Here is a 12,263-nt window from a genome sequence, read left to right on the forward strand (position 1 = left end):
CTGGACTACCTCCCGGCTGGGCTGATTCTGCTTCGATGCTTAAGGATAGAACCTCTTTTTGTCCTTCAAGCATCGCTTGAATTGCCCCTTGGCATAGACTGGAAGCACCACGGCAGGCCTGTATTTCTCCAAGGTCTCTATCTGCTTCCTCCGCATTACGACGGGCTTCTTGTGGAAGTAGGCCTCGTGAAGCACCGGCACGCGCTTGCTGACGGAGTGGCCCGTTATCAGAGCAATATCTTCGTCAGGGACGTTCTGATGGTGGAGCTCTGTGGCGATGGTGTGTCTGAAGGCATGGAACCCGACGCCTCTGGGGAAGCCGAGGTCCTTCATGTAGCGGCTGAACTGGCTAAGCGCAGCCAGGCTGTAGCGAGCATTGGTCTCACCGGTCTTACGGTTCACGCCAGCGGATAGGTGTGGGAAGAGGCGAGGGTGGCCACAGTCCCTGATGTCATCCATGAAGTCCAGGAAGCCTGCGTCAAGCAGCGGCTTGGGGATAGGGATGGTGCGGATAGATGCCTTGCCCTTTAGGCTTTGCCGACTCCTGAGCCGGGTCCGGTGCGCTAGGTCAGGGTCTACGGTCTTCTGGATGCGGATACACCAGACATCGCTCTCCTGGACGATGTCGGCCACCTTCAGCTGAGCGACCTCGTTGATGCGTGCGCCCGTATACAGACCGATCATAGGAAGCCACCATCGGTGGGGATACTTGCTTGCCCAAGGAATGAAGGTCTTTGGGTCGAAGATACGCCTTAGGTCTTCCTCATCAAAGAGGCGCTCAGGCTTGTTGGGATCGGTGACCAGGTCTTTCTTGATCTCCGCGAACGCGGCCATGGGGGACGCTTCAATGGCTTTCGTCTTGACCAGCTGATTGAAGAAGGAGACCAGGAAGCGTCGATGACGTTCGAGCGTTGCAGGGGCAAGCTGAGGAACATCTAGCTCCTTGCCGCAGGCAATGGCTTCGTCATAGCTGATCCCTCGATAGGCGGGGTCAGAGAAGAGGCCTGGGGGTGACCAGCGCATGAGATCCCAGAGTCGGTAGATGTGAGGGTGGTCAATGCGCGAGACTGGGATGTCGCCGCAGGTCATCTGGAGAAGCCGCAGGGTTCGGGCTGTGGAGTCGATGGTCTCTTGTGCGAGGCAGCGGCGCTCTCTATCTCCCAGATAGTCCTTGATCTCTACGGAAAGAAGCCGGGCGGGGTGGCCTGCGGATAGGGGCTCAAGGTAGCGCGTGCCTGCGGCATTGATGCGAGAGCGTCGAGAGCGCTCCATAGCCGCGTTGAGGATCTCTTGCGCATGGATGGCCGCTTCGCGTCCGGTGATGACCAGTTCATCAATCCGGAAGCACCCGATCCTGATGCCCTTAAGTTGCAGCGTGTCATCGGCGTCGGGATTGAAAGGGAAGTCTTGAAGGAAGTTCTTTACTGTTTTTGGCATTGCGCTGTCTCCGTAGATGATGGGAGCAGTGCTAAGGCCTAGCGATGATTCGTCAAACGAGATCTAGAGGGTTGCCGCGTTGCTTAGGCATTCGCCGGAACGTTGGAATTAGCGCGAAAACTTTTAGAGGAGATTAGTGGGGTGTGCGTTGCCAAGCGCTGTGGCGCAAGGGTTTGCCTTTGGTGACCGCTTCTATCTTGCAGTCATTTCTGTACTGTACGATTTTGAGAATGCTTACGCCTAAGCGTGCTTTCTTACAGAATAGGCATTTCGAAATTGTGATTGTGCTCTCAAAAATATCTTCCAGATCATTCCTGTTGCCAGGCTTGGATCCTCTTCGAGGAAATGCTAATCGCCCCTTCCTCTCTGGGATTGGGGATCAGAGTCTCTGGCTTCTCTTAATTTCTTTACTGATTGCCCTGGGGGGGGTTCACCCCCGTTTTCACGGACACTTACGAGAAGGCCGATCAAGGCCATGAGGAGTGTTCATGTCGAAGCGAAGGAAGTTCAGCACCGAGTTCAAGCGCGGTGCGGTTGAGCAGGCCAGCCAGCCGGGCGTCAGCTGTGCCCAGGTGGCCCGGGAGCTGGGGATCCGGGATGCATTGCTGACCCGCTGGAAGCGGGAGGCCCAGAGCCGGGGCCAGGTGGCCTTCGGTGGCACCGGGACGCCCCGGGACGAGGAACTGGCGCGGCTCAAGCGCGAGCTGGCCCGGGTGAAGAAGGAGCGGGATTTTTTGCGAGAAGCGGCGACGTTCTTTGCCAAGGGATCATCCTGAGGTATCAGGTGATCGAACGTTGCCGCGATGAGTTTCCAGTGCGACTGATGTGTCGTTGCCTGCGGGTCTCGGCCAGCGGTTACTACGACTGGAGTAAGCGCTTGCCCAGTGCCCGGGAGCGCGACAACCAGCGCTTGCTCGGCCGGATCCGTGAGTTGCATGAGGACAGCCGGGGCACATTGGGCGCCGGCCGGATGCATGAAGACCTTGCCGAGGAAGGCGAGACGGCGAGCCTGAACCGGGTGGCGCGTCTGATGGCGACCGATGGCCTGCAGGGTTGGCCGCGACCGAAGCGGCGAGGCCAGCGCGGCAAGCCGGCGCTGACGCCGCCGGGTGTGCGCAACCTGCTGGAGCGGGACTTCACCGCGTTGGAGCCGGAGACCAGGTGGGTCACCGACATCACCGAGCTCAAGACCCGGCAAGGCAAGCTGTATCTGTGCATCGTGCTGGACCTGTTTGACCAGCGGGTGGTGGGGTGGTCAATGCATCATCGTCAGGATCGTCAGATGGTGATCAGGGCCGTGCAGATGGCGGTCTGGCAGCGCCAAGGCAGCCATCCACTGATCCTGCACTCCGACCGTGGCAGCCAGTTCCGAAGCGGCGACTACCAGCGTTACCTGGCGGCCAACGGCTTGGTGTGCTCGATGAGCGCGGTGGGCCACTGCGGTGACAACGCCGCGTGCGAAGGCTTCTTCGGCCTGCTCAAGCGCGAGCGGGTCTACCGCATGACCTACCCAACGCTCGATGCCGCGAGGGCGGATGTGTTCGAATACATCGAGCGGTTCCACAACCCGAGGATGCGACGAAGGGTCGCCAGGCAAGACCAGAAGTTCTCAGCCCTTTTACAACCGTCCGTGATTTCGGGGTAGAACCCGGGTAGTCATATCAAGTGCACTGCACTGCACTGCACTGCACTTCAGCTGCTATCCGATCTAGCTCTCGCCTAAAGGCTGCTTTGCTTTCCACGCCGTAGATGTGGGACTCCGCCTCCATTGCGTCAGCATGTGGAAGAAGCGCGACAAGAACGGCGTCCTTTCCTTCGGTAAATGCGACCGCCATTGCAGCAGCGCAATCAGCCCGCGAGACGAACGAGATCAGCCGCTTGACCACGTCAGTGTGTCCCGCTTTGGCTGCTTCACATATCGCGTTCGAACCACATCCCCTGGGCCGTCCCGCGCGCTCGATTGCTGGGATAAGCAGGTCAACTACTGATGCATGCCCGTTCCTGGCGGCTAGATCCAAGCCAAGGGTGTAGGTGTCGCCTGCATCTGGCAGCCTCGCTTTTAGGAGGACCTTTAGAACGGGTATATGCCCAAGTGCCGCCACGGCCGGGAAGACTTGAGTCGCACAGATGATGGATGAGGATACCGGTAGCAGCAGCTTGACTATCCGCGCATGGCCGCCCCGCGCTGCTGCGCTCAGTGCGCTGCTTTCGCGTGCCTTAGGATCGCTGACAGGAATAAGAAGGCGGACAACCTCAACATGCCCTGCCTTTGCGGCCTCCTCTAGCGCCTTTGAGTCGTCGGCCAGTGGATCGGTCACCGGTAACAGAGCTAACACAGTTTCAACGCTGCCGCTTCTCGCGGCATTAGCGAGCACTAGAGATTGCTCGCCTGCGGGAGCCGGATCGGATAGGGGTATGAGCTTTTTCACGACTGAAGCCATGCCTCTCTTGGCAGCGAAAGCCAAAGGGTAGGGTGTCTTCCTTGGAACTAGCTTGGGAAGGAGCGAGTCTATAACGTGTCCGCGTTCCGATGAGATGGCATAGGAAACTGCTTCCCAGGCGAACTCTGATGGTATGTTTGACATCTCAATTAGTGACAGAACCATTGAGATGTCGCCTGTTTGTACCGCTGTGCTTAGCTCGTTCAATGTTTTCAATTCATACGCTCCGCCGCAAAGGCTAAGGCTGGGCGCTAGCTTGTCAAACGGAGATGTTGTCCCTCTTCGCTTCTGCTCTGTGAAAAGAGGGGGGGCAACTGGCTTGTGCCCGGCTGCGGGAGGCGATAGCGTATAGGGCATGGTGCTACTGGCGTTTCCTAATATCGCCATAGGCCATTGTTTCATCTCATCGCACTTATCTCGGGTTTTTTAAGAATGACCAAGCCGTCACTCGATTCCATTGCCTCCGCTAAAGCCAAGCTTGCTGAAGAGCTGCGCAAGCTTGAGGAGCAGGAAGTTCAGCTTCTCCAGGAACAAGCCGCTGATGCCTTCGCGGAGGTTGCCAACCTCGTTTCGCAATACGGTAAGAGCTTCTCTGCGAAGCAGCGCGCCGAGATCGTCAGCATGCTGGCGGCGGATGTGCCCAAGAAGGCGGGAGGTGTGAAGAAGGAAGTCGCGCCCAAGTATTGGCTCCCACACACGGGCGAAACCTGGAGCGGCCGAGGCAGAACTCCTCGTGCGTTCGCTGCCTGGGAAGGGACTTCCGCTTACACGACTTGGAAGGCGGCTCACCCCGCCGAAAAGTTCCCGGCTTTCCCTGGATGATTCATCCAAGCAGGGGCAGCCTTGTGCCCCTGCTGTCTCATCTTGGGAGACCGCCTGATCGTCTAATGGGGCCTTGGCTCTTGGTCCGGCTTAACGCTGGCGCTCAACCGTCGTATCTGGGGTGTCGAGATGAAGGTTTTCATTAGTTCGTTGATTTCCGGGATGGAAGCCGAACGAGCCGCCGTGAAGCGTGCCGTCGAGAGGCTGGGGCACGCTCCCATCATGGCGGAGGACTTCGGCGCTAGGCCAAGCTCACCCCAGGTCGCTTGCTTTGGCGGAGTGCGAGAGTCCGATCTTGTGATCCTGGTCTTGGGATCTCGCTACGGTGTCCCTCAGGCGGGCGGGGTTTCGGCCACTCACGAAGAAATTCTGGAAGCGCGAAACCGGAAGCCGATACTTGTCTTCCTGCAGGCAGGTGCTGAGCCAGAAGACAGCCAAGTTGCTTTGATCAATGAAGTTGGAGGGTGGGAGGGTGGGCTTTTTCGCCAAGAATTTGCCTCCCCAGAAGACCTGGAAGACAAGGCGACCCGCGCCATTCATCGGCACGAGCTGGCGCATGCCGTAGCGCCACTGAATCCTGAAGAGTTGAAGGCTAGGGCGACTAGGCTCCTTCCTGCGCTTGAGCGGGGGTATGGGGCGAATACCCTTCAGCTGGCAATAGCCAGCGGTCCCGTCTCAGCCATCCTTCGACCCGCAGAGATGGAGGCTCCTTCCCTGATTGCGGAGATGCAGCAGAGCGCACTCTTTGGTCCTCACCTGATTTTTGATCGAGCGGCCGGTAGCCGATCCCGGTTGGAGGGTGAGGCGCTCGTTGTGGATCAGGATGACGGCCACAGGTCTGGGGCATCGGTGCGCCTTTGGCCAAACGGTGATCTGTTGATCAGTCTTCCCGTGCCGCCTCCCGCGCGCGGGATGGGGATCCCCGTGGTATTGGAAGAGGACGTAGCTAGCAAACTGGCCAGCGCAGTTGGATATGCGGCATGGCTGCTCTCGCGGATCGATCCGACTGAGAGAATCACCCACATCGTGCCAGCCGTTAGGCTCAGTGGGGATGGCGGCGGTGCGTGGCGCACGAGGGCGGAGCATGATGCGAGCCCCAATTCGGGACAGTTCCCATGGCGACAGGGTGAGCATGAGGAACCAGTGTTCCTGGCTCCCGCTCACCAAGTCAGGCAAGTGCTGTCGATGGATGCGCGCCGTGTGGTCGAAGACTTCGTTGTTTTGCTGAGGCGGCGCTGGAATCAAGACTGATCAGGCTAGATCTAACTACGAAGGAATAGGCTCAATGGTCATAGCAGCGCAAGTGTTTACGGAGAAGGCCGTCAGTGAGCTCAAGCCAGGCAGCATTCCAGCTTCGGTTATGGTTCTGGCTGTTTGTGCAGCAAGGTGGCGGCGTGCCAGCGCTTGACATTGCCCCTCCTAGTGCTTTAACTGAGGAAAAAGGGGTGTTATGAATCTGCGGGCTAAATCTGAGTCATTCTGGCGTAAAAATAGTAAGACCGAAGTGGGGGGCGGTCGCGATAGGAGCACGCTTGCATCGAAAGAGGATGCGATCCTCCATGCGATCTTATCGGTCGTCGGTTTTTTTGCAATAATATTTAATTTTGCAAAATATTTCGGTTTATGAAAATTTTAAATGGCGCTAATTGATCGGCGCATCGGTTCATTCTCGAAAATTATCGGGGTTGCATGCATGGCGATGCTTTATCCTGTCTTGGCGGGCGCGCTCCTGTCCTTGGTGATGGTTTGTATATCCAATCGGAATGGGGTAACGCTGGCTACTGGGACCGTGCTCTTGTTGGTTGTGGATGGCGCCAGTTTTGGGATTGTTTCAAAGATTTTCTACAAGCTTGCAATGGGCACATATGGCAAGCAAGTCCAGGGTGACGAGGCTTTGTATATGGCCCTCGGGGGAATGGCAATTCTCTATCAAGTTTACAAACATGTGCGAAAAGTATGGTTTACCATTAAGCAGATCCCTGACCCCAACGACGAGCATCCGACGGTATGAGCCGCCGCGCCCCATGCTTAATCTTTCCTTATCTGCGCCTCTGAACTATATGTAGTGGATAGAGCAGCCCCCTTTCATCGCTTGTAGGTTCTAAGTTCGAGGGTTGCTACCAATTCTCTGCTGCGGGGGTGGGGAGGGGCACTAGTAAGGTGGCTCGGCATGCGGTACAAATCGCAAAACAGTCCGCCACGGCGGGTCTGGTTCTGGGCTTCGTCTTCACATGGATTGGAGGTGTGGCGTGTCGAGTTATATATTCGTTTCCCCTGGTTCTGACCCTGGTATGGGTAAAGCGCTAGTAGACCCGATCTTGCAACTGGACAAGAAAGCGAAATCGACCATGGGAACCTGTCGGCCTGACCTGCGCCGCAGGGTGAAGTTAGGCGATCAGATCTTCGTGATAAGCGGCAGTATGGGGAAGAACGTTCAGCAGTATGTGATTGGAGGGCTTGAGGTCCAGGACAAGCTTTCCAGTCAGATCGCAGCGTTCGATCAGTTCCCTGAGAACCGGCTCAGATTTGATGAGTCCGGCCAGAGGCTAGGCAACATCATTGTGACTGCAGACGGACGACATCACCCCGAAGACCATCACGACAAGTTTGAGAGGCGAATCCAGAACTATCTGGTTGGTCGGACCTCTGTCATCCTTCAGACGCCTCGGGAGATCCAGCTTGGCAGGGAGCGATCAGTAGACATCCTCGCTAGTCTGTTTGATCGTCCAGGCTCTACGCGAATCCAACAAGTGATCGGGCGCATGAGAAAGTTGACTGAAGAGCAAGCTATTCGTCTGAGAGAAGAGCTCCAGGCCTTGAAGAGGGAAGCCAGGAAGTAATGGATATTGCGCAGCACATCGCAGATCGCAGTCTCACGGTCAGTGATGTGGCCCGACGGGCGAACCTGCCCGTTTCCCGTGTTAGCGAGATCGTCTCGGGTGATGAGGCATCGCTGTCGGAAATAAGAAAAATATCAAAGGCAATCCGTGTTCCGCTGAGCTCGATTGGGCGGCCGGAATCAACTGAGGATCAGAGCACTTCCAAGCTCTTGCTGAGGCAGACCATTGATCAGCGTGCAAGGGGCATGTCTTCATCTCTGAGCATCATTGGTGATCAGCTAAACGACATACTCTCAGTAGTAAGACTTCTGCCTTCCAATCTCAATTGGCTGGAGCTGTTCAGAGGCCTGGCTCCCGATCTCGAAAACGCAGAGAACTTTGCTGCCATTTTTAGACGGGCGTTCGCACAGCTGGATGACCAAGTTCCTTTTCTTAGTCTTGGAACTACCTTGGAGGAGTTGGGGGTCTTTGTCTGCTATGGGAGGGATCCTAAGGTCGAGGGTGTTTCGGCGATTGTCGAAGGCCACGCCCTGATCCTGCTTGCTCCTCGAACCTTCAAGGCACGGATGCTGTTCACTCTTGCTCATGAAGTGGGACACCTCGTAGCACGCCACGACTTGCTAAAGATCGACTTCGCAAGATTGGACGAAGAGGTAGGCGGAGACAGAGAGACGGTTGGCTCGCTTGAGCATCGGAATGAAGAGCGTTTTGCCGATGCCTTCGCCGCTTCTTTGTTAATGCCCCGGAAAGGGTTCTTGAAGGTGCTTGATGCCGTTCGCACTCACTACCGAGCAAAGGGGCCGCTCGGGGACGTGGAGATACTGACTGCTGCAATCTTCTTCGGGGTGAGCTTCGAGGTTGCCGCGCGCCGTTGCGAAGGCTTGGGGTTGCTGGAGCCAAGAGGCGCTAGGGCGCTGTATCAGAAGATCTCAGACGAGCATGGAAATCCTGAAAAGAGGGCGAGAGAGCTGGGGCTTCGAGAGCGAGAGGAAATACAGATTTCAACTTCGCCCAGGCTACTTGAGTCTGCTGCGAAGCTTGTAGAACGTGAGGAGCTCTCTGCCGGTAAAGCCGCTGAGCTTTTGAACGTCCCCATCTCCTATCTGTTCGCCGCTAACTCGAAGTAGCAGCGTGATAGTGCTTCTCGACGCCTCGACAGTCATCAACCTCGTGAATGGCGAGGTCTTTGATGCGATCTTAGGTATCGAGGGTGTGCAGTTTCAAGTCGGAAGCTTGGTGAAAGATGAGGCTTCATCCGCTTCTGAAGTGTTGGACTTGGAGCTTGCCAAGGGATCTTTGACCCTTGCCGACGACGGATTGGTCCCATATTCGGCATTTCTGGCAGCGAAGAATGAAATGGGGCTCGGTGATGGCGAGACCGAGTGCATCCTCATTGCCTCCGCGATCCAGTGCCAGATCGCTTGTGATGACGGTCGGGCCCGCAAGGCGGCTATCAAGCGGCTCGGGCATGAGTCGCTGGTGACCGGCTCTTTGGGGTTGATGCAACGAGCCTGTAGCCAAGGGCTAATCACGACTGAAGCTGCGCATCTCGCCTATGAAGAGATGCGCAAGCTCGGTGGTTATCTTCCACAGATCGATGTGGGCTTCTTCGTCAAAGAAGTGACCCTGCTAGATGGTTTCGGGGCGTAACCCTAGCTTGTCTTCACGAAGAATTCGATTCGTATGCTTGGAAAGGCGTGCTCGTGTCTCCACAAACGGGTTCGATATCGTCTTCTTGATCTGCGATGGATTCTGGAAGATCGCTCCGCAGAAATGGCATTCGTGGTCAATGTGGGGCGTATATGCCCACTTCCCCTTATCGAAGTGAGGCTCTTTGCACTGGGGGCATGACAGAGCCACGACTCGTCCTTCGATGTGTGGCAGCGCCGTTTGCGCCATGTAGTAGCGCACTTGTTCGGCATCAAGCTCGATGCCATCTATCTCGACAGACTCATACGTGTCGTCTACCTTGGGCCACTCTTGGCCTTCCTCGCTCAGCGCGTGCAGATGGATTCCGGTTTCTTCAGGAGCTGTGGAGGTCCAGAGGATGGCAGGATTTGATCCCCAGATTTGTATCCCTCCTGGGTAGTCCTGTTGGCGTATCTTTATGGTTCTCGGCGCAGCTATCTGGGATCGAGTGCCCGGCTCAAGGTGGCTCCGCAGCTGTGAGAGCGGGTTTCCTATTGCGATTTCCGAGTCGGAGAACTGTCTTCCGCATCCATGGCACTGATGCTTCTTGTGAGGATGGACTGCGAACCAGTCGCGGTCGAGATGGGCGAACCCGCAGTGGCTGCATTTGACACTGATGGTTCCGAAGCCGAAGACCCCAGACACCATGTAGTTGATTGCGTCGATCTCATCGACTACAAACCAATCCGAGGACAGTAGGTCTGTCGTAAATGGAATCCTCAGCCTTCGATAGGTTTTGTCGATGTCCTTGACTGAGTCTCGGCCCAAGCGCCTGGCGTGGACATGGATGCCTCTGTCGGTGGGCAGGGTGGTGGTGTCGTATGACGCGGGCACTGACCCCCAAAGAGCTATCCCTCCCTCGTAACGGTCAACCTCTAGATCGAGGGACTCACTCTCCGAAATGGGTTCGTCACGTGCGGCAACGCACTCTTCTGCAGCCACGCCATACTTTGCGGTTGCGTTTGCATGATGGAATACGCACCAATAACGGCTTCCCCCGTCTCGCCTCTTTCCGACGTTCACTATCTCGCAGGTCATACGATCACTCCCTGGGCTTCATGCCCATCGCAGGTGAAGGTCTAACGGTGCATCTGTAGCGTGGTAATCGTTGAAGCTACTTCCGGAATCGGTGTCGCTGGTTGCGGCTGCTATGAGGCGTCTATCAATCTCTTGATTAGCACAAGTGCTTCCTTCTGCTTCCTGGCATCAAGCTGAGATAGCATCAGGATGGCTTCAGCCATTGTGTCCGAAGCAGCAAGGAAGTAGGCCGCTGGAAGATCCAGCAGTTCCGCCAACTTCTCAATGGTCGCCAGATCGGGCTTGTGCATGCCTCGTTCGTAACGGCTGATGCGGGGAGCCACCGTGTTCGGGTCGTCCACGCCCAAAAGCAATTCCCCAAGCTGCGCCTGCGTCCACCCCTTAGCCACACGGGCGGCGCGAAGGCGTTGGCCAAGAACAGTAGGCGTAGGTTGAGGGGCGGGCATCCGAGAACAACAAAGACGTTGACTCCCGGAAGTGTGCCCATCTAAGCTTAGCTGGTCATTTGCGTTCAACGCAAATATTCGCCGGGGAGCTAGTCGTATGGATATGAGGTGCTTTGCGTTGCTGGGTCTTCTCACCATTGCCTCTTCTGCCGAGGCTGCGCCCAGCCTGTCTTGCCAGCTGCAGAGCGGCCAGTTCAGTGCGGGCGGGGTAGGGCATCCCAAGGTCTCCGAGTTCGTCTGGGCCACGGGTCATGGCTCCGCAACGCCCACTGGACCCATCCGAACCAGGATCGGCCGCATCGAACCTGTGGAAGGCCGGGACTACAAGCGCGCTATCAAGCTCGATGGCAAGCCGGTGCTGCTGCCTGCCGAAGCGCATAGCGTGGTGGGCTTCGGCAAGGTCTACGACTTCGGGGGTGCCGTTGCCTTGGCCTATCTGGGAGAGCGCGATGAAGACTCATCCGCCCGGCCTAGTCAGATCGTGATCGTCATCAATAAGGCCGGGTCAGTGATCGACAGCGAAGTCCTGCCTGGCACTGCAACGAATCCGGGTAGCCACTGCCTACTCATCGACTGAAGGGACACATATGAAGAAGCTTTGGATGGTTTCCGTTGCTGCGCTGCTGGCCGCCTGCTCGGGTGGTCCTGGTACTGGCGACGTTGAGAAGGCGCTGACGGCGTATTTCAAAGAGGCAACGGGAACGACGATGACGTTTGAGCGGTTGAAGGTAGGCGAGTGTGTGCGAGGGGACGTTCCGGGTTACGCGTGCAGTGTCACCGGAACTGCGCGGTATCAGCTGGGCACACGCACTGAGCAACAGCAGCTTGTCGGCACTTTCGTCATCGACAAGGTCGATGGCACTTGGACTGTTGTAGACCGTCGCTGAATTCAAGTCCGCCACCAAGCACTGGCTAGGAGGTTCAGATGTGGAGGTTTTTCAACGTAGTCCGTTGGCTTATCACGGTCGCGGCCCTGTGGTGGCTTTGCAGCGTAGTGTTTGAGGATGGTACTACCGCTGAAGGGGCAGTCTTCGGGCTGTTGCTCTTCGGCCAGGTCGTCTTCTGGCCTCTCTTGCTGCTTTGGGGGCTGCCGTGGCTGCTCCGCCGCCGCTTTGCTCGAAGCAAGCGCCAATCGATATTCTGATTGCAGCGCCAACACCTGGGTGCTTTCGAGCCGATTGGGATTGCCACCTGCTGAGGTGGCGGTCAGGTCACCTGAGGTACTGCTCATGCCTCAGTGTCCTGAGGGGCGAGGTGATCCTGCCCTGCTGAAACGGACGCCAAGAAGCGATGATTTGATCGCACTTGGAGGTTCTTCATGTCACGCCTCACCAGCCGTCGCTATACGGACGACTTCAAGTCGCAAGTCGTCGCGCTGGGTGAGTCCAATGGCCCTGCCGTTGCAGCAAGGCATCTGGATATCTCGGTCAAGTCGTTGACCAACTGGTTGATCGCATTGCGTACTGTTTAAGTCAAATGCCCTAACAAGTAGCTTTCGATTAGCCTGGCGGTAGTTAAGTTTGATCTTCGGATTTTATCCCTGCTTAAAT

The 12,263-nt window shown here is 56.8% G+C and carries 15 protein-coding genes and 1 pseudogene; 10 read left to right on the forward strand and 6 right to left on the reverse strand.

The window, feature by feature from the left end; all coding sequences use genetic code 11:
- Positions 1-39 precede the first annotated feature (39 nt).
- Positions 40-1,437 carry a site-specific integrase gene (locus ACZK2V_RS08720; RefSeq protein ID WP_486323120.1) on the reverse strand — a complete coding sequence of 466 codons (1,398 nt, stop codon included), beginning with the start codon at positions 1,435-1,437 and terminating at the stop codon, positions 40-42.
- A gap of 488 nt (positions 1,438-1,925) precedes the next feature.
- Here ACZK2V_RS08720 and ACZK2V_RS08725 point away from each other — a divergent pair.
- Positions 1,926-3,082 (forward strand): IS3-like element ISStma5 family transposase gene (locus tag ACZK2V_RS08725; RefSeq protein ID WP_087944427.1). Its coding sequence is split into 2 segments (ribosomal slippage): positions 1,926-2,166 and positions 2,166-3,082, totalling 1,158 coding nucleotides; the frame shifts between segments, so codons are not numbered across the junction.
- Between the two features lie 16 nt (positions 3,083-3,098).
- Here the strand turns inward: ACZK2V_RS08725 and ACZK2V_RS08730 are convergent.
- Entirely contained in the window at positions 3,099-4,094 is a 996-nt protein-coding gene (locus ACZK2V_RS08730; protein ID WP_486323121.1) for an ankyrin repeat domain-containing protein, read from the reverse strand.
- Between the two features lie 216 nt (positions 4,095-4,310).
- On the opposite strand from ACZK2V_RS08730, the gene ACZK2V_RS08735 reads away from it, so the two are divergent.
- From ACZK2V_RS08735 to ACZK2V_RS08760, 6 genes are all read left to right on the forward strand, one after another.
- The gene (locus tag ACZK2V_RS08735) at positions 4,311-4,700 is read left to right on the forward strand and encodes an H-NS histone family protein (protein WP_481467987.1); all 390 of its coding nucleotides are present in this window, start codon (positions 4,311-4,313) and stop codon (positions 4,698-4,700) included.
- A 129-nt stretch (positions 4,701-4,829) separates the two neighbouring features.
- Entirely contained in the window at positions 4,830-5,951 is a 1,122-nt protein-coding gene (locus tag ACZK2V_RS08740; RefSeq protein ID WP_486323122.1) for a DUF4062 domain-containing protein, read from the forward strand.
- A 385-nt stretch (positions 5,952-6,336) separates the two neighbouring features.
- A complete protein-coding gene (locus tag ACZK2V_RS08745; protein ID WP_486323123.1) occupies positions 6,337-6,711 on the forward strand; it encodes a hypothetical protein in 375 nt (124 codons plus the stop codon).
- A 238-nt stretch (positions 6,712-6,949) separates the two neighbouring features.
- Entirely contained in the window at positions 6,950-7,540 is a 591-nt protein-coding gene (locus tag ACZK2V_RS08750) for a hypothetical protein (RefSeq protein WP_486323124.1), read from the forward strand.
- Entirely contained in the window at positions 7,540-8,667 is a 1,128-nt protein-coding gene (locus ACZK2V_RS08755) for an ImmA/IrrE family metallo-endopeptidase (RefSeq protein ID WP_486323125.1), read from the forward strand. The genes ACZK2V_RS08750 and ACZK2V_RS08755 overlap by 1 nt, the downstream gene beginning before the upstream one ends.
- Positions 8,668-8,671: 4 nt before the next feature.
- Positions 8,672-9,190: a PIN domain-containing protein gene (locus tag ACZK2V_RS08760; protein ID WP_486323126.1), complete on the forward strand. Its 519-nt coding sequence runs from the start codon at positions 8,672-8,674 to the stop codon at positions 9,188-9,190.
- On the opposite strand, the gene ACZK2V_RS08765 is transcribed toward ACZK2V_RS08760, so the two are convergent.
- The 3 genes and pseudogenes from ACZK2V_RS08765 to ACZK2V_RS08775 all read right to left on the reverse strand — a co-directional run.
- Complete coding sequence (locus tag ACZK2V_RS08765) at positions 9,170-10,267, reverse strand: hypothetical protein (RefSeq protein ID WP_486323127.1); 1,098 nt, start codon at positions 10,265-10,267, stop codon at positions 9,170-9,172. The two genes, ACZK2V_RS08760 and ACZK2V_RS08765, sit on opposite strands and share 21 nt — an antisense overlap.
- Positions 10,268-10,377: 110 nt before the next feature.
- A complete protein-coding gene (locus ACZK2V_RS08770) occupies positions 10,378-10,557 on the reverse strand; it encodes a helix-turn-helix domain-containing protein (RefSeq protein WP_486323317.1) in 180 nt (59 codons plus the stop codon).
- Positions 10,558-10,851: pseudogene (locus ACZK2V_RS08775) on the reverse strand (helix-turn-helix domain-containing protein); the annotation flags it as partial. It lies immediately after the preceding gene.
- Here ACZK2V_RS08775 and ACZK2V_RS08780 point away from each other — a divergent pair.
- Both ACZK2V_RS08780 and ACZK2V_RS08785 read left to right on the forward strand, forming a co-directional pair.
- The gene (locus ACZK2V_RS08780; RefSeq protein WP_486323128.1) at positions 10,832-11,290 is read left to right on the forward strand and encodes a hypothetical protein; all 459 of its coding nucleotides are present in this window, start codon (positions 10,832-10,834) and stop codon (positions 11,288-11,290) included. The pseudogene ACZK2V_RS08775 and the gene ACZK2V_RS08780 overlap by 20 nt on opposite strands.
- A gap of 10 nt (positions 11,291-11,300) precedes the next feature.
- A complete protein-coding gene (locus ACZK2V_RS08785) occupies positions 11,301-11,600 on the forward strand; it encodes a hypothetical protein (RefSeq protein ID WP_486323129.1) in 300 nt (99 codons plus the stop codon).
- A gap of 2 nt (positions 11,601-11,602) precedes the next feature.
- Here ACZK2V_RS08785 and ACZK2V_RS08790 read toward each other — a convergent pair whose 3' ends face one another.
- Positions 11,603-11,944, reverse strand: coding sequence for a hypothetical protein (locus ACZK2V_RS08790; RefSeq protein ID WP_486323130.1), 342 nt, complete (start codon positions 11,942-11,944; stop codon positions 11,603-11,605).
- Positions 11,945-12,031: 87 nt separating this feature from the next.
- On the opposite strand from ACZK2V_RS08790, the gene ACZK2V_RS08795 reads away from it, so the two are divergent.
- The gene (locus tag ACZK2V_RS08795) at positions 12,032-12,184 is read left to right on the forward strand and encodes a transposase (RefSeq protein WP_486323131.1); all 153 of its coding nucleotides are present in this window, start codon (positions 12,032-12,034) and stop codon (positions 12,182-12,184) included.
- Positions 12,185-12,263: the final 79 nt, after the last annotated feature.

It is taken from the genome of Stenotrophomonas sp. 93052_Sma (genome assembly GCF_056481145.1).